The organism is Modestobacter sp. SYSU DS0875 (assembly GCF_054050915.1).
In genome coordinates, this window is record NZ_JBJHAH010000004.1 from 37,383 (window position 1) to 62,023 (window position 24,641).

Genomic DNA, 24,641 nt, shown 5'->3' on the forward strand with positions numbered 1-24,641 from the left:
CGGGTCGGCTGACCCGGAGCGACCGGCCTTCCTCGCCCCGTGCGCCCTGCGCCGGGGCGTTCCTCGTCTCCGGGCCCCGATCGTGCACGTGCGTGCACCGGCCGGTGGTCGCCCGACAGCGAGAGGAGGCCCATGCCCACGCAGGCCAAGGACGCCGCGATCCAGGAGATCACCGAGCGTTTTCAGGCATCCAGCGCGGCCGTGCTCACCGAGTACCGCGGGCTGACCGTGGCGCAGCTGACCGAGCTGCGTCGTTCCCTCGGTGCGGGCAGCAGCTATGCCGTCGTCAAGAACACCCTGACGAAGCGGGCGGCGGACTCGGTCGGTTTCTCCGACCTGGGCCCGCTGCTGAACGGCCCCACCGCGATCGCCTTCATCGACGGCGACCCGGTCGAGGCCGCGAAGGCCATCCGCGACTTCGCGCGGGCCAACCCGTCGCTCGTCGTCAAGGGTGGCGTGGTCGACGGCCGCACGGTCGACGCCTCCGAGGTCACCCGCCTCGCCGACGTCGAGCCGCGCGAGGTCCTGCTGGCCAAGCTGGCCGGCGCGATGAAGGGCAACCTGACCAAGGCCGCCGGGCTGTTCCAGGCCCCGCTGTCGCAGGTCGCCCGTCTGGCGGCCGCGCTGCAGGAGAAGAAGCCCGCCGAGGGTGCTCCTGCCGCCGACGCAACTGCTGCTGCTGACACCACCCCCGAGACCACCGACGCTGCCGCGGACACCGCGGCCAGCGACGCCTGACCCACCAAGGAGACACCATGGCCAAGCTTTCCACCGACGAGCTGCTCGACGCCTTCAAGGAGATGACCCTCCTGGAGCTGTCGGACTTCGTGAAGCAGTTCGAGGAGACCTTCGAGGTCACCGCCGCTGCCCCCGTCGCCGTCGCGGCCGCCCCGGCCGCCGGTGGTGGCGGTGGCGAGGCCGCCGCCGCCGAGCAGGACGAGTTCGACGTCATCCTCGAGGCCGCCGGTGACAAGAAGATCCAGGTCATCAAGGAGGTACGCGGCCTGACCTCGCTCGGCCTCAAGGAGGCCAAGGACCTGGTCGACAACGCGCCGAAGCCGATCCTGGAGAAGGTCGCCAAGGACGCCGCGGAGAAGGCCAAGGCCGCCCTCGAGGGCGCCGGCGCCACCGTCACCGTCAAGTGACCCCCTACCCGGCGTCCCCGGACGCCGGGTACGTCACGGTCACGTGACCCCCTGCCCGGCGGAAGCCGGGCGTGCACGACCCGCCAGGGGCCGTCCTCCGCACGGAGGGCGGCCCCTGCGGCGTGCGCGGGCGGATCGTCCGGTTCCCGGCGTGCCTGCCCGCACCGAGCCGGGGCACTGGCATCATCGACGCGCGGCAGCCCCGCCGGCCCGCACGGTCGGCGTCTCCAGACGCACGGCATCCCGGTCCGACGCCGGGGACCGCGACGGCGCCGGGCACACCGATGGGTGTGTCCCGCGCCGCACCAGCGGCCCGACGTGGACACGGGCGCGTAGCAGGGGTAGGGTCTCCTGTTGCGCTGCCCTCTGACTGCCAGCCCGCCGAAACGGGTCACGAGGGGTGCTCGGGAACGGCTCCGGGCGACCCCGTGTTGACCGTACTGACGGGGCCCGGCATCCGCGGTCAGCCTCGCCGACAACGACGACGACCCAGGACGAACTGCACCCACCGCCCGCACGTCGTGAGGTCCTCGAAAGGACGCATCTTGGCAGGCTCTCGCCCCACCAGCATCACCCCCGGCACCACCGAGTCCCCCAGCAGCACCCCGGCCGCGGTCGAGTTGCAGGCCGGTCCCCGCACCGGTGGCACCGACCACCAGAAGATCCCCGGCGCGCCGCTGCGCGTCTCGTTCGCCAAGATCCACGAGCCGCTCGAGGTCCCCGACCTGCTCGGCCTGCAGACCGCCTCGTTCGAGTGGCTGGTCGGCAGCCCCGTCTGGCGCGCCACCCTCCCCCCCGAGGAGCAGGCCGGCGCCGTCGGCGGTCTGGCCGAGATCCTCGAGGAGATCTCGCCGATCGAGGACTTCAGCGGCTCGATGTCGCTGTCCTTCTCCAACCCGCGCTTCGAGGACGTCAAGGCGTCGCTCGAGGAGTGCAAGGACAAGGACATGACCTACGCGGCGCCGCTGTTCGTCACCGCCGAGTTCATGAACAACACCACTGGCGAGATCAAGAGCCAGACGGTGTTCATGGGCGACTTCCCGATCATGACGAACAAGGGCACCTTCGTCATCAACGGGACCGAGCGCGTGGTCGTCTCGCAGCTGGTCCGCAGCCCCGGCGTCTACTTCGACAAGGCGCTGGACAAGACCTCGGACAAGGACGTCTTCAGCGCCAAGGTCATCCCCAGCCGCGGTGCGTGGCTGGAGTTCGACGTCGACAAGCGCGACACCGTCGGCGTCCGCATCGACCGCAAGCGCCGCCAGCCGGTCAGCGTGCTGCTCAAGGCACTGGGCTGGACCGAGGACCGCATCCGCGAGCACTTCCAGTGGTCGCCCACCATGCTGGCCACCCTGGAGAAGGACCACATCGCCGGCCAGGACGAGGCGCTGCTCGACATCTACCGCAAGCTGCGCCCGGGCGAGCCGCCGACGCGTGAGTCCGCGCAGGCGCTGCTGGAGAACCTGTTCTTCAACCCGAAGCGCTACGACCTGGCAAAGGTCGGCCGGTACAAGATCAACAAGAAGCTCGGCGTCGACGCCCCCACCGCGACGACCACGCTGACCGAGGACGACATCGTCGCCACCATCGAGTACGTGGTGCGCCTGCACGCGGGCGAGCCCGACCACGGCGTCGACGACATCGACCACTTCGGCAACCGTCGGCTGCGCACCGTGGGCGAGCTGATCCAGAACCAGATCCGGGTCGGGCTGTCCCGCATGGAGCGCGTCGTCCGCGAGCGGATGACGACCCAGGACGTCGAGGCGATCACGCCGCAGACCCTGATCAACATCCGGCCGGTCGTCGCCTCCATCAAGGAGTTCTTCGGCACCAGCCAGCTGTCGCAGTTCATGGACCAGACCAACCCGCTCGCGGGCCTGACCCACAAGCGCCGCCTGTCGGCGCTGGGCCCGGGTGGTCTGTCCCGTGAGCGCGCGGGCATGGAGGTGCGCGACGTGCACCCCAGCCACTACGGCCGGATGTGTCCGATCGAGACGCCGGAAGGCCCGAACATCGGCCTGATCGGCTCGCTGTCCTCCTTCGGTCGGGTCAACCCCTTCGGCTTCATCGAGACGCCGTACCGCAAGGTGGAGAACGGTCAGGTCACCGACCAGATCGACTACCTGACCGCCGACGAGGAGGACCGCTTCGTCGTCGCGCAGGCCAACTCCCCGCTGGACGCCACCGGCCGCCTGGCCGAGGAGCGGGTCCTGGTCCGCACCAAGGGCGGTGAGGTCGACTACCTCGCCCCCGAGAACGTCGACTACATGGACGTCTCGCCGCGGCAGATGACCTCGGTCGCGACGGCGATGATCCCGTTCCTCGAGCACGACGACGCGAACCGCGCCCTGATGGGCGCGAACATGCAGCGTCAGGCCGTCCCGCTGCTGCGCAGCGAGGCGCCGCTGGTCGGCACCGGCATGGAGCTGCGTGCCGCCGTCGACGCGGGCGACGTCGTGGTGGCCGAGAAGTCCGGTGTGGTCGAGGACTCCACCGCCGACTACGTCACCGTGATGGCCGACGACGGCACCCGGCAGACCTACCGGCTGCTGAAGTTCCGCCGCTCGAACCAGGGCACCTCGATCAACCAGACCCCGGTGGTCGAGGAGGGACAGCGGGTCGAGGTCGGTCAGGTCGTCGCCGACGGCCCCTGCACCGACGAGGGCGAGATGGCGCTGGGCAAGAACCTGCTCGTCGCCTTCATGCCGTGGGAGGGCCACAACTACGAGGACGCGATCATCCTGTCGCAGCGCCTCGTGCAGGACGACGTCCTGTCCTCGATCCACATCGAGGAGTTCGAGGTCGACGCCCGCGACACCAAGCTCGGTGCCGAGGAGATCACCCGGGACATCCCGAACGTCTCCGAGGAGGTCCTCGCTGACCTCGACGAGCGCGGCATCATCCGCATCGGTGCCGAGGTCGTCCCCGGCGACATCCTCGTCGGCAAGGTCACGCCGAAGGGCGAGACCGAGCTGACCCCCGAGGAGCGCCTGCTGCGGGCGATCTTCGGTGAGAAGGCCCGCGAGGTCCGCGACACCAGCCTCAAGGTCAAGCACGGTGAGTCGGGCAAGGTCATCGGCGTCCGGGTCTTCTCCCGCGAGGACGGCGACGAGCTGCCCGCCGGCGTGAACGAGCTGATCCGGGTCTACGTGGCCCAGATGCGCAAGATCAGCGACGGTGACAAGCTGGCCGGCCGCCACGGCAACAAGGGCGTCATCTCCAAGATCCTCCCGCAGGAGGACATGCCGTTCCTCGAGGACGGCACCCCGGTCGACATCGTGCTCAACCCGCTGGGCGTGCCCGGCCGGATGAACGTCGGCCAGGTGCTGGAGACCCACCTCGGGTGGATCGCCAAGACCGGCTGGGAGGTCGAGGGCACCCCGGAGTGGGCGGCCAGGCTGCCTGCCGCCGCGCGCCAGGCCGCACCGGGCACCCGGACCGCGACTCCGGTGTTCGACGGCGCCAAGGAGGACGAGATCATCGGCCTGCTCGGCTCGACGATCCCGAACCGCGACGGCAACCGGATGGTCAAGGAGACCGGCAAGGCACGGCTGTTCGACGGCCGTTCCGGCGAGCCGTTCCCCGAGCCCATCTCGGTCGGCTACGTCTACATCCTGAAGCTGCTGCACCTGGTCGACGACAAGATCCACGCCCGCTCGACCGGGCCGTACTCGATGATCACGCAGCAGCCGCTGGGTGGTAAGGCGCAGTTCGGTGGCCAGCGCTTCGGTGAGATGGAGTGCTGGGCGATGCAGGCCTACGGCGCCGCCTACGCGCTGCAGGAGCTGCTCACCATCAAGTCCGACGACATCCTCGGCCGCGTCAAGGTCTACGAGGCCATCGTCAAGGGCGAGAACATCCCTGAGCCGGGCATCCCCGAGTCGTTCAAGGTGCTGCTCAAGGAGCTCCAGTCGCTCTGCCTGAACGTGGAGGTCCTCTCCGGCGACGGCCAGGCGATCGAGCTGCGCGACACCGACGACGAGGTGTTCCGGGCCGCGGAGGAGCTGGGCATCGACCTCTCCCGCCGCGAGCCCTCCAGCGTCGAGGACGTGTGATCGGCGGCCGGCCGGCCCCGGCACCGGGGCCGGCCGGCGCCCTCCTTCGACAACACCAGAAAGTGCAGTATCTAGCCCCTGAAAGGGGTCACTCAGTGCTCGACGTCAACTTCTTCGACGAACTGCGCATCGGCCTGGCCAGCGGCGACGACATCCGTCAGTGGTCGCACGGCGAGGTGAAGAAGCCCGAGACCATCAACTACCGCACCCTCCGCCCGGAGAAGGACGGTCTCTTCTGCGAGAAGATCTTCGGTCCCACCCGGGACTGGGAGTGCTACTGCGGCAAGTACAAGCGCGTCCGCTTCAAGGGCATCATCTGCGAGCGCTGCGGCGTCGAGGTCACTCGCGCCAAGGTGCGCCGTGAGCGGATGGGCCACATCGAACTGGCCGCGCCGGTCACCCACATCTGGTTCTTCAAGGGCGTCCCCTCCCGCCTGGGCTACCTGCTCGACCTGGCGCCCAAGGACCTCGAGAAGATCATCTACTTCGCCGCCTACATGATCACCTCGGTCGACGAGGAGACGCGGCACCGCGACCTCCCGACCATCGAGGCCGAGATCAGCGCGGAGAAGCACAACCTGGAGACCCGCCGCGACGCCGACGTGGAGGCCCGCCAGCAGAAGCTGGAGGCCGACCTCGCCGAGCTCGAGGCCGAGGGTGCCAAGTCCGACGTGCGCCGCAAGGTGCGCGAGGGTGGCGAGCGCGAGATGCGCCAGCTGCGCGACCGCGCCCAGCGGGAGATCGACCGCCTCGACGAGGTGATGGACACCTTCCGCAAGCTCGAGGTCAAGCAGCTCATCGCCGACGAGGGCCTCTACCGCGAGCTGCGCGACCGCTTCGGTGAGTACTTCGAGGGCGGCATGGGCGCCGCGGCCCTGCAGAAGCTCCTCGCGGGTTTCGACCTCGACGCCGAGGCCGTGTCCCTGCGCGAGACCATCCGCAGCGGCAAGGGCCAGCGCAAGCTGCGCGCGCTGAAGCGACTGAAGGTCGTCGCGGCGTTCCAGCAGACCCAGAACTCGCCCATGGGCATGGTGCTGGACTGCGTCCCGGTCATCCCGCCGGACCTGCGCCCGATGGTGCAGCTCGACGGTGGCCGCTTCGCCACCAGTGACATGAACGACCTGTACCGCCGGGTGATCAACCGGAACAACCGGCTCAAGCGGCTGCTGGACCTGGGCGCGCCGGAGATCATCGTCAACAACGAGAAGCGGATGCTCCAGGAGTCCGTGGACGCGCTGTTCGACAACGGCCGTCGCGGCCGTCCGGTCACCGGCCCGGGCAACCGCCCGCTGAAGTCCCTGAGCGACCTGCTCAAGGGCAAGCAGGGCCGGTTCCGCCAGAACCTGCTGGGCAAGCGCGTCGACTACTCCGGCCGTTCGGTCATCGTCGTCGGCCCGCAGCTGAAGCTGCACCAGTGCGGTCTGCCCAAGCAGATGGCGCTGGAGCTCTTCAAGCCCTTCGTGATGAAGCGGCTCGTCGACCTCAACCACGCGCAGAACATCAAGTCCGCCAAGCGGATGGTGGAGCGCGCGCGGCCGGTCGTGTGGGACGTGCTCGAGGAGGTCATCACCGAGCACCCGGTGCTGCTGAACCGGGCACCCACCCTGCACCGTCTGGGCATCCAGGCCTTCGAGCCCCAGCTGGTCGAGGGCAAGGCCATCCAGATCCACCCGCTGGTCTGCACCGCGTTCAACGCGGACTTCGACGGCGACCAGATGGCCGTGCACCTGCCGCTGTCGGCCGAGGCCCAGGCCGAGGCCCGCATCCTGATGCTGTCCAGCAACAACATCCTGAGCCCGGCCGACGGTCGTCCGATCACCGCGCCGACCCAGGACATGGTGCTGGGCCTCTACCACCTGACGAGCCTGTCCGGCTCGACGGAGACGGCGGAGGGGGAGCTGCCGAAGTCGTACTCGACCACGTCCGAGGCCGTCATGGCCTTCGACATGGGTGCGCTGGGTCTGCAGGAGCGGGTGCTCATCCGCCTCGACGAGGTGTTCGGCGTCGACAACGGCCCGAACGAGCCGTGGGAGGCCCCCGAGGGCTGGGAGCCCGGCCAGCCGGCCGTCGTCTCCACCAGCCTGGGCCGGGTGCTGTTCAACGAGGCCCTGCCCGAGGACTACCGCTTCGTCAACTACCAGGTGCCGAAGAAGGCGCTGGGCGCGATCGTCAACGACCTCGCCGAGCGCTACCCGAAGGTCCAGGTGGCGGCGACGCTGGACGCCCTCAAGTCGGCCGGCTTCCGCTGGGCGACCCGCTCGGGCGTGACGATCGCGATCGACGACGTCGTCACCCCGCCGGTGAAGCAGGAGATCCTGGACCGGCACGAGGACGAGGCGCGCAAGATCGAGCGCCAGTACGAGCGCGGCGTCATCACCGACGGCGAGCGGCGTTCCGAGCTCATCGAGATCTGGACCCGCGCGCGGGCCGAGGTCAGCCAGGCGATGGTGGACAACTTCCCCACCACCAACCCGGTCTGGGTCATGGTCAACTCGGGCGCCCGAGGCAACATGATGCAGATCAGCCAGATCGCCGGCATGCGCGGTCTGGTGGCCAACCCGAAGGGCGAGATCATCCCGCGGCCGATCAAGGCCAACTTCCGGGAGGGTCTGTCCGTGCTGGAGTACTTCATCTCCACGCACGGTGCCCGCAAGGGCCTGGCGGACACCGCGCTGCGGACCGCCGACTCCGGCTACCTCACCCGCCGGCTGGTCGACGTCTCGCAGGACGTCATCATCCGCGAGGAGGACTGCGGCACCGAGCGCGGCGTCCTCATGCCGATCGGCACCGTCCACGACGGCGTCGTCACGCGTGACCCGCACGTGGAGACCAGCGTGTACGCCCGCGCCCTGGCCGCCGACGTGGTGGCCTCCGACGGCACGGTCATCGCGCAGGCCAACTCCGACCTGGGTGACGTGCTGATCCAGACGCTGGTCGACGCCGGCGTCTCGGAGGTCAAGGTCCGTTGCGTCCTGACCTGCGAGTCGCTGCTGGGCACCTGCGCCACCTGCTACGGCCGGTCGCTGGCGTCGGGCAAGCTGGTGGACGTCGGCGAGGCGGTCGGCATCATCGCCGCCCAGTCGATCGGTGAGCCCGGCACCCAGCTGACGATGCGCACCTTCCACACCGGTGGTGTGGCCGGTGCCGACATCACGCACGGTCTGCCGCGTGTGGTCGAGCTCTTCGAGGCCCGCGTCCCCAAGGGCAAGGCCCCGATCGCCGAGCTGGCCGGCACCGTCCGGATCGAGGACGGCGACCAGTTCCGCAAGCTGACCATCACCCCGGACGACGGCTCCGACGAGGTCGTCTACGACAAGCTGTCGCGCCGGTCGCGGCTGCGGGTCGAGGACGGCGGCCACGTCGAGGTCGGCGAGCAGCTCACCGAGGGTGCAGTCGACCCGCACGAGGTGCTGCGGATCATGGGCCCGCGCGAGGTGCAGCTGCACCTGGTCCGCGAGGTCCAGGAGGTCTACCGCAGCCAGGGTGTGTCGATCCACGACAAGCACATCGAGGTGATCATCCGCCAGATGCTGAAGCGGGTGACCATCATCGACTCGGGTGCGACGGAGTTCCTGCCCGGTGCGCTGGTCGAGCGGACGCTGTTCGAGACCGAGAACCGTCGGGTCGTCGCCGAGGGCGGCGAGCCGGCCTCGGCCCGTCCGGTGCTGATGGGGATCACCAAGGCGTCCCTGGCGACGGAGTCGTGGCTGTCCGCGGCCTCCTTCCAGGAGACGACGAAGGTGCTCACCGACGCCGCGATCCAGGGCAAGAGCGACAGCCTGCTCGGGCTCAAGGAGAACGTGATCATCGGGAAGCTGATCCCGGCCGGTACCGGCATCAGCCGCTACCGGAACATCACGGTCGAGCCCACCGAGGAGGCCCGCGCCGCCGTGTACACGATGGCCGGCTACGACGACGGGCAGTACTACAGCCCCGACGTCTTCGGCTCGGGCACCGGCGAGGCCGTCCGCCTGGAGGAGTACGACTGGCGCTGATGCGCTGAGTGACGGCAGGGCCCCGGGAGCGCAGGCTCCCGGGGCCCTGCTGCATCTCGCCGTCACGTGACGCAAACCCCGATCGCCCCGGGTCCTCTCCGGGGGTCAGGAGAGCTGATCGTCGTTGCTCCTGGCTCACCACGGGTGGTGAGCCAGGAGCACGTGCGCTGAGCCAGGACGGCGCCGGCGCCGGTGCCGGATCACCGATCGGCGAGTGCTCGCATCCGCTCGACCGTCCGGAGGCGCCCCCCGGGGCTGTCGTCGAGGGGCTGCAGGTTCAGGGTCGTGACACCGGCCGCGGCGAAGGCTGCGATCCGCTCGGCGACGTAGGACTCGGGGCCGATCAACGAGGTCGCGCGGACCAGGTCCTCGGGGACGGCGGCGGCGGCCTCGTCCTTGCGGCCGGCGAGGTAGAGGTCCTGGATGGTCTCCGCCTCGGCCTCGTAGCCGTAGCGCCGGGCCAGGTCGTTGTAGAAGTTCCTGCCCTTGGCGCCCATGCCCCCGACGTAGAGGGCGATGCCCGGTCGGACGGCGTCCAGCAGGTGGTCGACGTCCTCACCGATGGCCACCGGGACGCCGACGACCACGTCCAGGTCGCCCAGCGAGGGGTCCCGCTCGGCCCGGCCGGCGGCGAGGGGGCCACCCCAGACGTCCGCGGCGCGTTCGGGGTGGAAGAAGATGGGCTCCCACTTCTCCGCGATCTCGGCGGCCAGCTGCACGTTCTTCGGCCCCAGGGCGGCGAGGAGCACCGGCACCCGGTCCCGCACCGGTGTGTTGATGAGCTTCAGCGGTCTGCCGAGGCCAGTGCCCTGCTCGGCCGGCAGCGGCACCGTGTACTTCGGCCCCTCGTGGACCAGCCGCTCGCGGCGCCAGACCTGGCGGCAGATCTCGATGATCTCCCGGGTGCGCTGCAGCGGGGCGTCGTAGGGGAGGCCGTGCCAGCCCTCGATCACCTGTGGGCCGGAGGCGCCCAGCCCGAGCGTGAAGCGGCCGCCGGAGACGAAGTCCAGTCCGGCGGCGGTCATCGCGATGAGCGCCGGCGTGCGGCTGTAGATCGGCAGGATGCCGCTCATCAGCTCGACCCGTTCGGTCACCGCTGCCAGGTAGCCCAGCTGGCTGACCGCGTCGAAGGTGTAGACCTCGGCGACCATGGCCACGTCGAGGCCGGCCGACTCGAGGTCGCGCACCTCCGCGGCCGTCTGCCTGAAGTCACCGGCGTAGCTCGCCTGGATCCCGATGCGCATGGGCGCACGCTATCGCTCGTGCGGCGCCCTGCCGGGGCCCGGCGCGAGCGTGCGCGTGGTGGGAGCAGGGGGTCCTTCGTCAGAGCGGGCGGACGGCCCCGACGACGTGCGTGACCACCTGGACGCCGTCGACGTCGTGGGGCACCCGTGCGCCGGCGTCGGCCTCGGTCAGGTCGACCCGGACCACGTAGCCGGCGTCCCGGCGGGCCAGTCCGACGGCGGCGATGCCGGGGTCGGCGGCGAGTCTGGACGCCAGGACGCGCTTGGCGGCGCTGGCGGTGGTGCGGTCGGACACGAACCCATGGTGCCCCCTCCGGCCCCGCGGCGACAGGTGCGCGGCCGGTCCGCCCTCCGTTGGGGTCAGCCCGCCGCCCACTCCACACCGAGCCGGCTCAGCACGGTGGCCAGCGGGTTGGCGAAGGTCACGCCGCCGCCGGCGCTCCCGCCGAACTCCGAGCCGGCGAACAGCAGCCCGAGCGGGCCGCGGTCGGCGCTGCGCCAGATCACCGAGCCGCTGTCCCCGCCGGCGCTGAACGCCCCGGTGAGCCCCTCGATCTCGATCTGGTCGTCGAAGGTGAAGACGCCGCGGTCGTACTGGACGCCGACGCCGTCGACCTCCACCGCGGTCACCCGGCCCCGGGTGTGCCCGGTGGTCCGGCCGACCTTCTCCACCAGCTCGTCGGGGTCCACCGCGTCCGGGGCGGCCACGGTGGCCAGCAGGGGACCGCCGGGGTACGCCGAGGGGTCGGCCGGCACCTCCGGGTCGAGCAGCGCCACAGCGGCATCGACCCGGTTGCCGGGCCGGTCCTCGAACCGGACGGCGCCGGCGAGCGCGCCGATCCGGTCGTCGCCGGTGCCGCCGTCGGCAGGGCCGGGCTGCAGCACCGGATCACCGACGCCCCCGGCGTCGCTGGCGGCCAGCACGTGGTTGTTCGACAGCACGAGCAGCCGGTCGGCCCCGGGACGGTGGACGAACCCGCCCAGCGTCCCGGCGGTCACCCGTCCGTGCCCCACCGACAGCCCCGGGCGCAGCGGCCGGACCCGCTGCTGCAGCTCCTCCGAGGTAGGGGAGCGCAGTGCCCGGACGGCGCCGACAGCCCGGACGTCGACCTCGGCGAGGGCCGCCCCGCCCAGCCCGGCCAGCACCACCGCGGCGTCGGCCTGGCCGATGACCCGGACCGCCAGGTGGACCTGGTCCGGGCCCACCGGCGCCAGCCCCAGGGCCACGCCGCTCCACGTGGCCGCCGCCCCGCTGGCCCGGACGGCGACCCCGGGTGGCCCTTCGGAGAGGCGGCGGGAGAGCCGGTGCTTCAGTTCGCGGGCGGAGTCGGGCAGCACGGGCACCTTCCAGGGGGCAGGACGTCACCGGGTCGAGACCGAACGTAAGGGCGGCGTCCGACAGAAGCGCGCCGGACACCGCCTGCGCGCGTTCGGGCGAGACCGGCCGGACGACACAGGTCCGGGGGAGGGGACAGCCACCCCGGGACAGGGCTACATTGACGGCCGGTACGGTCCCGGCCGGTCACCGCCGGACCCCCGGGCAGCCTGTTCGTCAGCGCCCGGTGGTGTCACGGTGACCGGGCACCCGGAACCCGCTGTCCGTCCGGGGAGTGACCCGGGTCGCCGTCGGCCAGGCATGCCCGACGCGGCTCCGGAGCTCCCCCGGACGGCCGGCTGGTCCGGTGCCCGCACAGGCATGTGGACCCGGCTTTGACCGGGTCCACATGCCCGGGTATCGTGGTCAGCCGTGCCCAGGTTCACCTGGGCCTGCTCCCGTTCGCGGTGCACTCGAGCGCCCCCCGGCCCCGCCGGTGAGGTGTCGAGGGGCCGGACCACCAGCAGGTGGACTGCCCGGTGCCGAGTCGCGAGGGGCGACGAGTCCGGCCCGACCAGCTGGCCGGTTCTCGCGAAGGGCGACACGCCCGAACGCGGGGGCCGGGCGGTGCGACGCGGCCGGAATCGGGCCGGACGACCGGGCACACGAGATCACCGCACCACCGTCAGCAGAACTCAGAGCACCACCCAGCGCAGGCAGGAGATCCAGGCCACCCATGCCCACGATCCAGCAGCTGGTCCGCAAGGGCCGCGAGGACAAGGTCGAGAAGACCAAGACCCCGGCGTTGAAGGGCTCCCCTCAGCGCCGCGGCGTGTGCACGCGCGTCTACACGACGACGCCGAAGAAGCCGAACTCGGCGCTGCGCAAGGTCGCTCGCGTCCGCCTCACCAGTGGCATCGAGGTGACCGCCTACATCCCGGGCGTCGGCCACAACCTGCAGGAGCACTCGATGGTGCTCGTGCGCGGCGGCCGGGTGAAGGACCTGCCCGGCGTCCGCTACAAGATCATCCGTGGTTCGCTGGACACTCAGGGTGTCCGCAACCGCAAGCAGGCTCGCAGCCGGTACGGCGCGAAGAAGGAGAAGAGCTGACATGCCCCGCAAGGGTCCCGCTCCCCGCCGTCCGCTCGTCGTCGACCCGGTGTACCAGTCGCCGCTGGTCACCCAGCTGGTGAACAAGGTGCTCGTCGACGGCAAGCGCTCGGTCGCCGAGGCGATCGTCTACGGCGCCCTCGAGGGCTGCCGCGCCAAGAACGACACCGACCCGGTGGTCACGCTCAAGCGTGCGCTGGACAACGTCAAGCCGGCCCTCGAGGTCCGCAGCCGCCGCGTCGGTGGCGCGACGTACCAGGTGCCGATCGAGGTGCGCGCCTCCCGCAGCACCACCCTCGGTCTCCGCTGGCTGATCCAGTACAGCCGGGCCCGTCGGGAGAAGACGATGACCGAGCGCCTGATGAACGAGCTGCTGGACGCCAGCAACGGTCTGGGCGCCGCGGTCAAGCGCCGCGAGGACACCCACAAGATGGCCGAGTCGAACAAGGCCTTCGCGCACTACCGCTGGTGACATCGGTCCACCAGCAGCCGCTGCCCGCGGTGAACCCGGGCGACCCCCGGACGCCGTGCACGGACCAGAAGGAAGAGGAGTAAGGGAATGGCCAGCAACGAGGCCCAACTCGCCAAGACCCGCAACATCGGGATCATGGCGCACATCGACGCCGGCAAGACGACGACGACCGAGCGGATCCTCTTCTACACCGGCATCAACTACAAGATCGGTGAGGTCCACGACGGCGCGGCCACGATGGACTGGATGGAGCAGGAGCAGGAGCGCGGCATCACCATCACGTCCGCCGCGACGAAGTGCTCCTGGAACGACCACGACATCAACATCATCGACACCCCCGGGCACGTCGACTTCACCGTCGAGGTGGAGCGGTCGCTGCGGGTGCTCGACGGTGCGGTGGCGGTCTACGACGGCGTCGCCGGCGTGGAGCCGCAGACCGAGCAGGTGTGGCGCCAGGCGGAGAAGTACGGCGTCCCGCGCATGTGCTTCGTCAACAAGCTCGACCGCACGGGTGCGGACTTCTTCCGCTGCGTCGACATGATGGTCGAGCGCCTCGCGGCCAACCCGCTGGTGCTGCAGTTGCCCATCGGGGCCGAGGCCGACTTCATCGGCGTCGTCGACCTGGTCTACATGCGCGCACTCACCTGGCGCGGTGAGACCAAGATGGGTGAGGACTACTCCATCGAGGAGATCCCCGCCGAGCTCGCCGACCAGGCCGCCGAGTACCGCGAGAAGCTCCTCGAGAACATCGCGGACTTCGACGACGCGCTGATGGAGGACTACCTCGGCGGCGAGGAGATCGCCCCCGAGCGCCTCAAGGCCGCCATCCGCAAGGCGACCATCGCCGGTCAGGTCAACCCGGTGCTCACCGGTACCGCCTTCAAGAACAAGGGCGTGCAGCCCCTGCTCGACGCCGTCGTCGACTACCTGCCGAGCCCGCTGGACGTCGAGTCCATCCGCGGCACCGCGCTCGACGGCGAGACCGAGGTCCTGCGGCACGCCGACGAGAACGAGCCCTTCTCCGCGCTGGCATTCAAGATCCAGACCGACCAGCACCTGGGCAAGCTCACCTACATCCGGGTCTACTCCGGCAAGCTCGACGCGGGCTCCCCGGTGCTGAACAGCACCAAGGACCGCAAGGAGCGGGTCGGCAAGATCTACCAGATGCACGCCAACAAGCGCGAAGAGCGCCAGGGCGTGGGCGCCGGCGAGATCGTGGCCGTCAACGGCATGAAGCAGACGACCACGGGCGACACCCTCTGCGACCCGCAGCACCCGGTGATCCTCGAGTCGATGACCTTCCCGGCCCCGGTCATCTCGGTGGCCATCGAGCCGAAGACCAAGGGCGACCAGGAGAAGCTGGGCACCGCGATCCAGAAGCTGGCCGAGGAGGACCCGACCTTCCAGGTCCGCCTGGACGAGGAGACCGGTCAGACGGTCATCTCGGGCATGGGTGAGCTGCACCTGGAGATCCTGGTCGACCGCATGCGGCGCGAGTTCCGCGTCGAGGCCAACGTCGGCAAGCCGCAGGTGGCCTACCGCGAGACCATCCGCAAGAAGATCGAGAAGGTCGACTACACCCACAAGAAGCAGACCGGTGGGTCCGGCCAGTTCGCCAAGGTGCAGGTGACGATCGAGCCCCTTGAGGTCGCGGCCGACGGTCCGACCTACGAGTTCGTGAACGCCGTCACCGGTGGGCGCGTCCCGCGCGAGTACATCCCCTCGGTCGACGCCGGCATGCAGGACGCCATGCAGTACGGCATCCTGGCCGGGTACCCGATGGTCGGCGTGAAGGCGACGCTGATCGACGGGCAGTACCACGAGGTCGACTCGTCGGAGATGGCCTTCAAGATCGCCGGCTCGATGGTCTTCAAGGAGGCCGCACGCAAGGCCAGTCCGGCCCTGCTCGAGCCGATGATGGCCGTCGAGGTCGTCACCCCGGAGGACTACATGGGTGACGTCATCGGTGACCTGAACTCCCGCCGCGGCACCATCCAGGCGATGGAGGAGCGCTCCGGCGCCCGCGTCGTCCGGGCCCTGGTCCCGCTGTCGGAGATGTTCGGCTACGTGGGCGACCTGCGCAGCCGCACCCAGGGACGGGCGAGTTACACCATGGTGTTCGACTCGTACGCCGAGGTCCCGGCCAACGTCGCCAAGGAGATCATCGCCAAGGCGACCGGCGAGTAACCGGCCGGTGGGCAGCGGCGCCCCGCCCCTGCCCACCGGCTCCGAGCACTGCCCAACCCACGCACGCGCACGACTGCGAAGACACGGAGAGAGGAACCCAGTGGCCAAGGCCAAGTTCGAGCGGAACAAGCCGCACGTCAACATCGGCACCATCGGGCACATCGACCACGGCAAGACGACGCTGACCGCGGCGATCACCAAGGTGCTGCACGACAAGTACCCGGACCTCAACGAGGCGTCCGCCTTCGACATGATCGACAAGGCGCCCGAGGAGAAGGCCCGCGGCATCACGATCTCGATCGCGCACGTCGAGTACCAGACCGAGAGCCGGCACTACGCGCACGTCGACTGCCCCGGGCACGCCGACTACATCAAGAACATGATCACCGGTGCGGCGCAGATGGACGGCGCGATCCTGGTGGTCGCGGCGACCGACGGCCCGATGCCGCAGACCAAGGAGCACGTCCTCCTGGCCCGCCAGGTCGGCGTCCCCTACATCGTCGTGGCGCTCAACAAGGCCGACATGGTCGACGACGAGGAGATCCTCGAGCTCGTCGAGCTCGAGGTCCGCGAGCTGCTGTCCGAGTACGAGTTCCCGGGCGACGACGTCCCGGTGGTCCGCGTCTCGGCGCTGAAGGCCCTCGAGGGCGACGCCGAGTGGGGCGACAAGCTCATGGAGCTGATGAACGCCGTCGACACGGCGATCCCGGAGCCGGAGCGCGACATCGACAAGCCGTTCCTCATGCCCGTCGAGGACGTCTTCACCATCACCGGCCGCGGCACCGTCGTGACCGGTCGCGTGGAGCGCGGCATCGTCAAGGTCTCCGAGGAGATCGAGATCGTGGGCATCCGCCCCGGTTCGACCAAGACCACGGTCACCGGCGTCGAGATGTTCCGCAAGCTGCTCGACCAGGGCCAGGCCGGTGACAACGTCGGTCTGCTGCTGCGCGGCATCAAGCGCGAGGACGTCGAGCGCGGCCAGGTCATCGTGAAGCCGGGTTCCATCACCCCGCACACGAACTTCGAGGGCTCGGTCTACATCCTCTCGAAGGACGAGGGCGGCCGTCACACGCCGTTCTTCAACAACTACCGGCCCCAGTTCTACTTCCGGACCACGGACGTGACCGGCGTCGTCACGCTGCCCTCGGGCACCGAGATGGTCATGCCCGGTGACAACACCGAGATGACCGTCGAGCTGATCCAGCCCATCGCGATGGAGGAGGGCCTTCGGTTCGCCATCCGTGAGGGTGGCCGCACCGTCGGTGCCGGCCGGGTCACGAAGATCATCAAGTAACACCCAGACGGGCGGCGGCCGGTCCTCGGCCGCCGCCCGTCGCACGGGTCAGCGGACCCACTTGCGGGTCAGCAGACCCTCTTGAACCTTCACAACCGATCGGCAGGAGCGAAGACAGGCGATGGCGGGACAGAAGATCCGCATCCGGCTGAAGGCCTACGACCACGAGGCCATCGATGCCTCGGCGCGGCGCATCGTGGACACGGTGACGAAGACCGGAGCGCGCGTCGTCGGCCCGGTGCCGCTGCCGACGGAGAAGAACGTGTACTGCGTCATCCGTTCGCCGCACAAGTACAAGGACTCGCGCGAGCACTTCGAGATGCGTACGCACAAGCGGCTCATCGACATCCTCGATCCGACGCCGAAGACGGTCGACGCGCTCATGCGCATCGACCTGCCGGCCTCGGTCGACGTCAACATCCAGTAAGGGCTGTTTCCAGACATGGCGAGCACATTCCGTGGTCTCCTCGGCGAGAAGCTGGGGATGACCCAGGTCTTCGACGAGAACAACCGCATCGTGCCGGTGACCGTCGTCAAGGCGGGCCCGTGCGTGGTCACGCAGGTCCGCACCCCGGAGAAGGACGGCTACTCCGCCGTGCAGCTCGGGTTCGGCGCGATCGACCCCCGCAAGGTGAACAAGCCCGAGGGTGGGCACTTCGCCAAGGCGGGCGTCACGCCCCGGCGGCACGTGGTGGAGCTGCGTACCGAGGACGCCGGCGACTACACCGTGGGCCAGGAGCTGACCGCTGAGGTCCTCTCCGGCGTCGCCAAGGTCGACGTCATCGGCACCAGCAAGGGCAAGGGCACGGCCGGTGTCATGAAGCGTCACGGCTTCAAGGGCCTGGGCGCCGGTCACGGCACCCACCGCAAGCACCGCGCCCCCGGCTCGATCGGTGGGGCCTCGACCCCCGGCCGGGTTTTCAAGGGACTGAAGATGGCCGGGCGCATGGGCGCGGTCACCACCACCACCCTCTCGCTGAAGGTCCACGCCGTGGACACCGAGAAGGGCCTGGTGCTGATCAAGGGTGCCGTCCCGGGCCCGCGCGGTGGGCTGCTGCTGGTCCGCTCCGCGGTCAAGGGCGGCCCCGTGGGGAGTGACGCGAAGTGACCTCATCCACCAGCGAGCGGGTCGACCGCCAGGTCGACGTCCGCACCCCGGCGGGCAGCACCGCCGGCAGCGTGACGCTGCCCGGCGCGCTGTTCGACGCGCCGGCCAACGTGTCGCTGCTGCACCAGGTCGTCGTGGCACAGCTCGCCGCGGCCCGGCAGGGCACGCACGCCACCAAGACCCGCGCGCAGGTCAGCGGTACCGGTGCCAAGCCGTACCGCCAGAAGGGCACCGGCCGTGCCCGCCAGGGGTCGCTGCGGTCGCCGCAGTTCTCCGGCGGTGGCATCGCGCACGGGCCGCAGCCGCGCAACTACGAGCAGAAGACGCCCAAGAAGATGAAGGCCGCCGCGCTGCGCGGTGCCCTCTCCGACCGGGCCCGCGAGGACCACGTGCACGTGGTCTCCGCCTTCGTCGAGGGCGACGCCCCGTCGACCAAGGCCGCGCTCAAGGTGCTGGACTCGGTCACCGCGGCGAAGCGGGTCCTCGTGGTGCTCGACCGTGACGACGTCCTCAACTGGATCAGCCTGCGCAACGTGCCGCGGGTGCACCTGATCGAGGCCGGCCAGCTGAACACCTACGACGTGCTCGTCTCCGACGAGGTGGTCTTCACCGAGGCCGCGCTGGCCGAGTTCATCGCCGGCCCGGCCCGGGGCGGCAGCTCCGTCGAGCTGCCTGACCTGACCACGCCGGACGTCCCGGGTGCCATCCCCTCGATCGAGGGCACCGGCACGACGGACCTCGACCTGGGGGAGACCCCGGCAGAGGCAGCGCCGGCCAAGAAGGCGGCGGCCAAGAAGGCCCCGGCGAAGAAGGCGACGACGAAGGCCGCCAGCGCTGCCGACGCCGCGCCGGCCAGCGCTGCCGAGGCCGCCGCGGCCCCGGCCGAGCAGGCCGAGGCGGCCAACGCCGGTGCGGACGCCACGGCGCCCACCGAGGACGGCACCACCGACGCGAGCACCGAGGAGAAGGCATGAGCGTCCGCGACCCCCGGGACGTCCTGCTGTCCCCGGTCATCTCCGAGAAGAGCTACGGGCTCCTGGACGAGAACAAGTACACGTTCATCGTCCGGCCCGACGCCAACAAGACCCAGATCAAGATCGCTGTGCAGCAGGTCTTCAACGTGAAGGTCCTGTCCGTCAACACGATCAACCGTCAGGGGAAGAGGAAGCGCTCGCGCGGCGCTGTGATGGGGAAGCGCAAGGACACCAAGCGCGCCATCGTCGCCGTTGCCCCCGGCGACCGCATCGAGCTCTTCGGGGGCCCGGGCGCCTGAGGCGACAGCCTCATCCACCCGGCCACCCGCCCCACAGACTGGACCAGAGGACTCTGAGGAACCATGGCCATCCGTAAGTACAAGCCGACGACGCCGGGCCGCCGCGGCTCGTCCGTCGCCGACTTCGCCGAGGTCACCCGCGACCACCCCGAGAAGTCGCTGGTCCGGCCGCTGCACGGTCGCGGCGGGCGCAACGTCCACGGCCGCGTCACCGCCCGGCACCAGGGCGGTGGGCACAAGCGCGCCTACCGGCTGATCGACTTCCGTCGCGCCGACAAGGACGGCGTGCCGGCCAAGGTCGCGCACATCGAGTACGACCCCAACCGCACGTCGCGCATCGCGCTGCTGCACTTCGCCGACGGGGAGAAGCGCTACATCATCGCTCCGGCCCGGCTGAAGCAGGGCGACACGGTGGAGTGCGGGCCGGCCGCCGACATCAAGCCCGGCAACAACCTGCCGCTGCGCAACATCCCGGTCGGCACCGTCGTGCACGCGATCGAGCTGCGGCCCGGTGGCGGCGCGAAGATCGCCCGATCGGCCGGCACGAGCGTGCAGCTGGTCGCCCGTGAGGGCCGCTTCGCCCAGCTGCGCATGCCGTCCGGTGAGATCCGCAACGTCGACGTGCGCTGCCGCGCCACCGTCGGTGAGGTGGGCAACGCCGAGCAGTCGAACATCAACTGGGGCAAGGCCGGCCGCATGCGGTGGAAGGGCAAGCGCCCGACCGTCCGCGGTGTCGCCATGAACCCGGTGGACCACCCGCACGGTGGTGGTGAGGGCAAGACCTCCGGTGGCCGGCACCCGGTCAACCCGAAGGGCAAGCCGGAGGGCCGGACGCGCAAGCGGAAGGCCAGTGATGCCCTGATCGTGCGCCGCCGGCGCACCAACAAGAAGCGCTGAGCGGGTAGAGGAGTCCGACAGACATGCCACGCAGCCTGAAGAAGGGCCCGTTCGTCGACGACCACCTGCTCGCCAAGGTGGACGCACAGAACGACAAGGGCACCAAGAACGTCATCCGCACCTGGTCGCGGCGCTCGACGATCATCCCCGACATGCTCGGGCACACGATCGCCGTGCACGACGGCCGCAAGCACGTCCCGGTGTTCGTCACCGAGGCGATGGTCGGGCACAAGCTCGGCGAGTTCGCGCCCACGCGCACCTTCCGTGGGCACGTCAAGGACGACCGCCGGTCGCGGCGCGGCTGAGCGCGGACCAGGTAGAGAAGAGACGCATCAGATGACTTCCCAGTTGGGACAGGAGACGCCGGTCGCCCGGGCCACGGCCCGGTTCGTCCGCGTCACCCCCATGAAGGCCCGTCGGGTGGTGGACCTGATCCGCTACCTGCCGACCGACGAGGCGCTCGCGCTCCTGCGGTTCGCCCCGCAGAGCGCCAGCGAGCCGGTGGCCAAGGTCGTCGCCAGCGCGGTCGCCAACGCCGAGCACAACCTGCGGCTGGACCCGGCCGCGCTCGTGGTCAGCGCCGCGTTCGTCGACGAGGGCCCGACCCTGAAGCGGATCCGTCCGCGCGCCCAGGGCCGCGCCTTCCGGATCAACAAGCGCACCAGTCACATCACCGTCGAGGTGAGCGAGGTGACCAGCAGCGCGGACCTCGCGCAGCGGTCGCGCAAAGCACGTCGGGACACCGGCCAGGCCGGCCCGGCCACCCAGCAGTCGAAGAACAACACGAGGGGAGGGACCCGCTAGTGGGTCAGAAGGTCAACCCGCACGGGTTCCGGCTCGGCATCACCACCGACTACAAGTCCCGGTGGTACGCCGACAAGCTGTACAAGGACTACGTCAAGGAAGACGTGGCCATCCGCAAGCTCATGGGCAAGGGCATGGAGCGCGCCGGGATCTCGAAGGTGGAGATCGAGCGCACCCGTGACCGCGTCCGGGTCGACATCCACACCGCCCGTCCCGGCATCGTCATCGGCCGCCGCGGCGCCGAGGCCGACCGGATCCGTGGCGAGCTGGAGAAGCTCACGGGCAAGCAGGTGCAGCTGAACATCCTTGAGGTAAAGAACCCCGAGTCCGACGCGCAGCTGGTCGCCCAGGGCGTCGCCGAGCAGCTCTCCAGCCGGGTCAGCTTCCGCCGTGCCATGCGCAAGGCGATGCAGTCCGCGCAGCGGAGCCCGCAGGTCAAGGGCATCCGGGTGCAGTGCTCCGGTCGTCTGGGCGGCACCGAGATGAGCCGGTCGGAGTTCTACCGCGAGGGTCGGGTGCCGCTGCACACGCTCCGCGCGAACATCGACTACGGCATCTACGAGGCCCGTACGACCTTCGGCCGCATCGGCGTGAAGGTCTGGATCTACAAGGGCGACGCCAGCGGCTCCCGCGCCGAGCGCGAGGCCCTCGAGGCCCTCGCGCAGCGGCAGCAGCGTCGCGAGCGCCCGCAGCGTCCGCGTCGTTCCGGCTCCAGCGGCACGACTGCCGGTGGCACCGAGGCCGGTCGCGCCGCTGCGGAGGGCACGGGCCCGGCCCAGGACGCCCTCGCCGTCAGCTCGGGTGACATCCCGGCCGAGCAGACCGTCGCACAGGCCGCCGGCGCGGAAGGCACCGCGGCCGCCGAGGCGGCCGGTACCGAGAACACCACGAATCCGGAGCAGGGGGCCTGATCATGCTGATCCCGCGTCGGGTCAAGCACCGCAAGCAGCACCACCCGGACCGTTCCGGGCGGGCCAAGGGCGGCACGGCGATCAACTTCGGTGAGTACGCCATCCAGGCTCTCGAGCCGGCGTACGTCACCAACCGGCAGATCGAGTCGGCTCGTATCGCCATGACCCGCCACATCAAGCGTGGTGGCAAGGTCTGGATCTCGATCTACCCTGACCGCCCCCTCACCAAGAAGCCGGCCGAGACCCGCATGGGTTCCGGCAAGGGCTCGCCGGAGTGGTGGGTGGCCAACGTGAAGCCCGGTCGCATCATGTTCGAGCTCTCGGGTGTCGCCGAGCCCGTGGCCCGCGAGGCCATGCGCCGTGCCATCCACAAGCTCCCCATGAAGTGCCGCTTCATCACCCGTGAAGGAGAGGTGTGATGGCCGCCGGACTGACTGCGCCCGAGCTGCGCGAGCTGTCCGCCGACGAGCTGGCCACCCGGCTGCGTGAGTCGCGCGAAGAGCTTTTCAACCTGCGGTTCCAGGTGGCCACCGGCCAGCTGGACAACAACCGGCGACTGCAGACCGTCCGCCGCGACATCGCCCGGATCTACACGATCATGCGCGAGCGCGAGCTGGGCCTCTCGGTCGCCCCGAACGAGGGTGTGGCATGAGCGAGGCCAGTACCACGAGCACCGAGTCCCAGAGCTCGACGGGCCCCGGCCTGGCGGGACGCGGGTACCGCAAGGTCCGCGAGGGCCTCGTCGTCAGCGACAAGATGGACAAGACCATCGTCGTCGAGGTCGAGGACCGGGTGAAGCACGGGCTGTACGGCAAGGTGCTCCGCCGGACCAGCAAGCTGAAGGCGCACGACGAGCAGAACACCGCCGGCATCGGCGACCGGGTGCAGATCATGGAGACGCGCCCCACCTCGGCCACCAAGCGCTGGCGCCTGGTGACCGTCGTCGAGAAGGCCAAGTGACGCATCCGGCTGCAACGGCCGGGTGAACAACAGGTACTCTGGACGACTGGCGCCCCTGACGGGTGCGCCGCATCCCGGTACCCCGTTACGGACGGCCGGTGGCACATGCCACCGGCTGTCCGCACGTGGGAACCGGACAGCCGGTTCACCGATCCGGCCCGGCTGTCACCACTAGTTCGAGGAGCAGGAAGTGATCCAGCAGGAGTCGCGGCTGCGAGTCGCCGACAACACCGGTGCCAAGGAGATCTTGTGCATCCGTGTGCTCGGTGGGTCCGGGCGACGCTACGCGGGCATCGGCGACATCATCGTCGCCACCGTGAAGGACGCCCTCCCGGGTGCCGGCGTGAAGAAGGGCGACGTGGTCAAGGCCGTCGTCGTCCGCACCGTGAAGGAGCGGCGCCGTCCCGACGGCTCGTACATCCGCTTCGACGAGAACGCCGCGGTGATCATCCGCGACAGCGGCGACCCGCGCGGTACCCGCATCTTCGGCCCCGTCGGCCGTGAGCTCCGGGACAAGCGCTTCATGCGGATCATCTCGCTCGCTCCGGAGGTGTTGTGATCATGGCTCAGCACGTCAGCGGGAAGACCCCGTCGATGAAGGTCAAGAAGGGCGACCAGGTCGTCGTCCTGTCCGGGAAGGACAGGGGCGCCAAGGGTCGCGTCATCGCCGCCTTCCCCAAGACCCAGAAGGTGCTCGTCGAGGGCATCGGTCGGGTGAAGAAGCACACCCGGATCAGCTCCACCCAGCGTGGCGCGCAGTCGGGCGGGATCGTCACGCAGGAGGCGGCCATCCACGTCAGCAACGTGATGGTCATCGACAGCGAGGACAAGCCGACCCGGGTCGGTTACCGCAAGGACGAGGAAGGCCGCAGCATCCGGGTCTCGCGGCGCACCGGTAAGGACCTCTGATCCCCATGAGCGCACCCACCCGTGAGCTGCCCCGCCTGCTCGCCCGCTACCGCGCGGACATCGCGCCGGCGCTGCAGAACGAGTTCGGCTACGCCAACGTCATGCAGATCCCCGGTCTGGTGAAGATCGTGGTCAACATGGGCGTCGGCGAGGCCACCCGTGACGCCAAGCTGATGGACGGCGCGGTCCGTGACCTCACCGCCATCACCGGCCAGAAGCCGGCGGTCGTCCGGGCCCGCAAGTCGATCGCCCAGTTCAAGCTCCGCGAGGGCATGCCGATCGGCGCGAAGGTCACCCTCCGCGGCGACCGCATGTGGGAGTTCCTGGACCGGCTGCTGTCGCTGGCCCTGCCCCGCATCCGTGACTTCCGTGGGCTCAACCCCAAGCAGTTCGACGGTCACGGCAACTACACGTTCGGCCTGACCGAGCAGTCGATGTTCCGCGAGATCGACGTCGACAAGATCGACCGTCCCCGCGGCATGGACATCACCCTGGTGACCACCGCGACCACCGACGAGGAGGGCCGCGAGCTGCTCACGCTGCTCGGCTTCCCCTTCGCCGGCCAGACCGTCGTGAACGCGACCCGCTGAGCGGGCGAGGAGAAGCGATATGGCCAAGAAGGCTCTGATCAACAAGGCGGCCCGCAAGCCGAAGTTCGCGGTCCGTGGCTACACCCGCTGCCAGCGGTGCGGTCGCCCGCACGCGGTCTTCCGCAAGTTCGGCCTCTGCCGCATCTGCCTGCGGGAGATGGCGCACGCCGGCGAGCTGCCGGGCGTGAGCAAGTCCAGCTGGTGAAGGACCCGGCTGCTCCCCGCGGCACGCTGCGCGTATCGCGGGGAGCAGCCGGCCCGTTCCAGTAAGTCACCACTCGAGCACCACCGATCGCCGAGAGGCCCGGGGCCAAGTCGCACGGACCCAGCCCCAGAGGAACCGCGGCGAGAGAGGCACCACCCGACATGAC

Annotated in this window: 26 protein-coding genes; 23 read left to right on the forward strand and 3 right to left on the reverse strand. The window is 70.0% G+C overall.

Annotation, left to right across the window (positions count from 1 at the left end):
• Positions 1-132: 132 nt before the first annotated feature.
• The 4 genes from rplJ (at position 133) to ACI79Y_RS03100 (ending at position 9,195) form a co-directional block, all read left to right on the forward strand.
• Positions 133-738, forward strand: a complete 606-nt coding sequence (rplJ, locus tag ACI79Y_RS03085; protein ID WP_457157078.1) for a 50S ribosomal protein L10 — start codon at positions 133-135, stop codon at positions 736-738.
• Between the two features lie 17 nt (positions 739-755).
• Entirely contained in the window at positions 756-1,145 is a 390-nt protein-coding gene (gene rplL, locus ACI79Y_RS03090; RefSeq protein ID WP_457157079.1) for a 50S ribosomal protein L7/L12, read from the forward strand.
• Positions 1,146-1,690: 545 nt separating this feature from the next.
• Positions 1,691-5,200, forward strand: a complete 3,510-nt coding sequence (rpoB, locus tag ACI79Y_RS03095; protein ID WP_457157080.1) for a DNA-directed RNA polymerase subunit beta — start codon at positions 1,691-1,693, stop codon at positions 5,198-5,200.
• Positions 5,201-5,295: 95 nt separating this feature from the next.
• A complete protein-coding gene (locus tag ACI79Y_RS03100) occupies positions 5,296-9,195 on the forward strand; it encodes a DNA-directed RNA polymerase subunit beta' (RefSeq protein ID WP_457157081.1) in 3,900 nt (1,299 codons plus the stop codon).
• Positions 9,196-9,395: 200 nt separating this feature from the next.
• Here the strand turns inward: ACI79Y_RS03100 and ACI79Y_RS03105 are convergent, their stop codons facing one another.
• From ACI79Y_RS03105 to ACI79Y_RS03115, 3 genes are all read right to left on the reverse strand, one after another.
• A complete protein-coding gene (locus ACI79Y_RS03105) occupies positions 9,396-10,439 on the reverse strand; it encodes an LLM class F420-dependent oxidoreductase (RefSeq protein WP_457157082.1) in 1,044 nt (347 codons plus the stop codon).
• Between the two features lie 79 nt (positions 10,440-10,518).
• On the reverse strand, positions 10,519-10,734 hold the full coding sequence (locus ACI79Y_RS03110; RefSeq protein WP_457157083.1) for a hypothetical protein: 216 nt from the start codon (positions 10,732-10,734) through the stop codon (positions 10,519-10,521).
• 65 nt (positions 10,735-10,799) lie between these two features.
• Positions 10,800-11,777 (reverse strand): hypothetical protein, encoded by a 978-nt coding sequence (locus ACI79Y_RS03115; protein WP_457157084.1) that lies wholly within the window; start codon positions 11,775-11,777, stop codon positions 10,800-10,802.
• A gap of 713 nt (positions 11,778-12,490) precedes the next feature.
• On the opposite strand from ACI79Y_RS03115, the gene rpsL reads away from it, so the two are divergent.
• From rpsL to ACI79Y_RS03210, 19 genes are all read left to right on the forward strand, one after another.
• A complete protein-coding gene (rpsL, locus tag ACI79Y_RS03120) occupies positions 12,491-12,865 on the forward strand; it encodes a 30S ribosomal protein S12 (RefSeq protein WP_153359811.1) in 375 nt (124 codons plus the stop codon).
• Between the two features lies 1 nt (position 12,866).
• A complete protein-coding gene (rpsG, locus tag ACI79Y_RS03125) occupies positions 12,867-13,337 on the forward strand; it encodes a 30S ribosomal protein S7 (RefSeq protein ID WP_457157085.1) in 471 nt (156 codons plus the stop codon).
• Positions 13,338-13,424: 87 nt separating this feature from the next.
• Positions 13,425-15,524, forward strand: coding sequence for an elongation factor G (fusA, locus tag ACI79Y_RS03130; RefSeq protein ID WP_457157086.1), 2,100 nt, complete (start codon positions 13,425-13,427; stop codon positions 15,522-15,524).
• Positions 15,525-15,624: 100 nt separating this feature from the next.
• On the forward strand, positions 15,625-16,818 hold the full coding sequence (gene tuf / locus ACI79Y_RS03135; protein WP_457084180.1) for an elongation factor Tu: 1,194 nt from the start codon (positions 15,625-15,627) through the stop codon (positions 16,816-16,818).
• 121 nt (positions 16,819-16,939) lie between these two features.
• On the forward strand, positions 16,940-17,245 hold the full coding sequence (rpsJ, locus tag ACI79Y_RS03140) for a 30S ribosomal protein S10 (protein ID WP_014742859.1): 306 nt from the start codon (positions 16,940-16,942) through the stop codon (positions 17,243-17,245).
• Positions 17,246-17,260: 15 nt separating this feature from the next.
• On the forward strand, positions 17,261-17,926 hold the full coding sequence (gene rplC / locus ACI79Y_RS03145) for a 50S ribosomal protein L3 (RefSeq protein ID WP_457084183.1): 666 nt from the start codon (positions 17,261-17,263) through the stop codon (positions 17,924-17,926).
• Positions 17,923-18,900 carry a 50S ribosomal protein L4 gene (rplD, locus tag ACI79Y_RS03150; protein ID WP_457157087.1) on the forward strand — a complete coding sequence of 326 codons (978 nt, stop codon included), beginning with the start codon at positions 17,923-17,925 and terminating at the stop codon, positions 18,898-18,900. The genes rplC and rplD overlap by 4 nt, the downstream gene beginning before the upstream one ends.
• Complete coding sequence (rplW, locus tag ACI79Y_RS03155) at positions 18,897-19,199, forward strand: 50S ribosomal protein L23 (protein WP_457084187.1); 303 nt, start codon at positions 18,897-18,899, stop codon at positions 19,197-19,199. The genes rplD and rplW overlap by 4 nt, the downstream gene beginning before the upstream one ends.
• Positions 19,200-19,262: 63 nt before the next feature.
• Positions 19,263-20,096 (forward strand): 50S ribosomal protein L2, encoded by an 834-nt coding sequence (gene rplB, locus ACI79Y_RS03160; RefSeq protein ID WP_457076402.1) that lies wholly within the window; start codon positions 19,263-19,265, stop codon positions 20,094-20,096.
• Positions 20,097-20,119: 23 nt separating this feature from the next.
• Positions 20,120-20,401 carry a 30S ribosomal protein S19 gene (gene rpsS / locus ACI79Y_RS03165; protein WP_153359827.1) on the forward strand — a complete coding sequence of 94 codons (282 nt, stop codon included), beginning with the start codon at positions 20,120-20,122 and terminating at the stop codon, positions 20,399-20,401.
• Between the two features lie 31 nt (positions 20,402-20,432).
• Entirely contained in the window at positions 20,433-20,900 is a 468-nt protein-coding gene (rplV, locus tag ACI79Y_RS03170) for a 50S ribosomal protein L22 (protein ID WP_457076401.1), read from the forward strand.
• Positions 20,900-21,811 (forward strand): 30S ribosomal protein S3, encoded by a 912-nt coding sequence (gene rpsC, locus ACI79Y_RS03175; RefSeq protein ID WP_457157088.1) that lies wholly within the window; start codon positions 20,900-20,902, stop codon positions 21,809-21,811. The genes rplV and rpsC overlap by 1 nt, the downstream gene beginning before the upstream one ends.
• Before the next feature lie 2 nt (positions 21,812-21,813).
• Positions 21,814-22,230: a 50S ribosomal protein L16 gene (rplP, locus tag ACI79Y_RS03180; protein ID WP_222194238.1), complete on the forward strand. Its 417-nt coding sequence runs from the start codon at positions 21,814-21,816 to the stop codon at positions 22,228-22,230.
• Positions 22,230-22,463, forward strand: a complete 234-nt coding sequence (gene rpmC, locus ACI79Y_RS03185; RefSeq protein ID WP_014742850.1) for a 50S ribosomal protein L29 — start codon at positions 22,230-22,232, stop codon at positions 22,461-22,463. Before rplP ends, rpmC begins: the two co-directional genes overlap by 1 nt.
• Positions 22,460-22,771, forward strand: coding sequence for a 30S ribosomal protein S17 (gene rpsQ, locus ACI79Y_RS03190; protein ID WP_457157089.1), 312 nt, complete (start codon positions 22,460-22,462; stop codon positions 22,769-22,771). The genes rpmC and rpsQ overlap by 4 nt, the downstream gene beginning before the upstream one ends.
• 190 nt (positions 22,772-22,961) lie before the next feature.
• Positions 22,962-23,330 carry a 50S ribosomal protein L14 gene (gene rplN, locus ACI79Y_RS03195; protein WP_457076398.1) on the forward strand — a complete coding sequence of 123 codons (369 nt, stop codon included), beginning with the start codon at positions 22,962-22,964 and terminating at the stop codon, positions 23,328-23,330.
• 2 nt (positions 23,331-23,332) lie between these two features.
• Positions 23,333-23,680 carry a 50S ribosomal protein L24 gene (rplX, locus tag ACI79Y_RS03200; RefSeq protein ID WP_457076397.1) on the forward strand — a complete coding sequence of 116 codons (348 nt, stop codon included), beginning with the start codon at positions 23,333-23,335 and terminating at the stop codon, positions 23,678-23,680.
• A 5-nt stretch (positions 23,681-23,685) separates the two neighbouring features.
• Positions 23,686-24,270: a 50S ribosomal protein L5 gene (rplE, locus tag ACI79Y_RS03205; protein WP_457084197.1), complete on the forward strand. Its 585-nt coding sequence runs from the start codon at positions 23,686-23,688 to the stop codon at positions 24,268-24,270.
• 19 nt (positions 24,271-24,289) lie between these two features.
• Positions 24,290-24,475 carry a type Z 30S ribosomal protein S14 gene (locus ACI79Y_RS03210; protein ID WP_113838243.1) on the forward strand — a complete coding sequence of 62 codons (186 nt, stop codon included), beginning with the start codon at positions 24,290-24,292 and terminating at the stop codon, positions 24,473-24,475.
• Positions 24,476-24,641 lie beyond the last annotated feature (166 nt).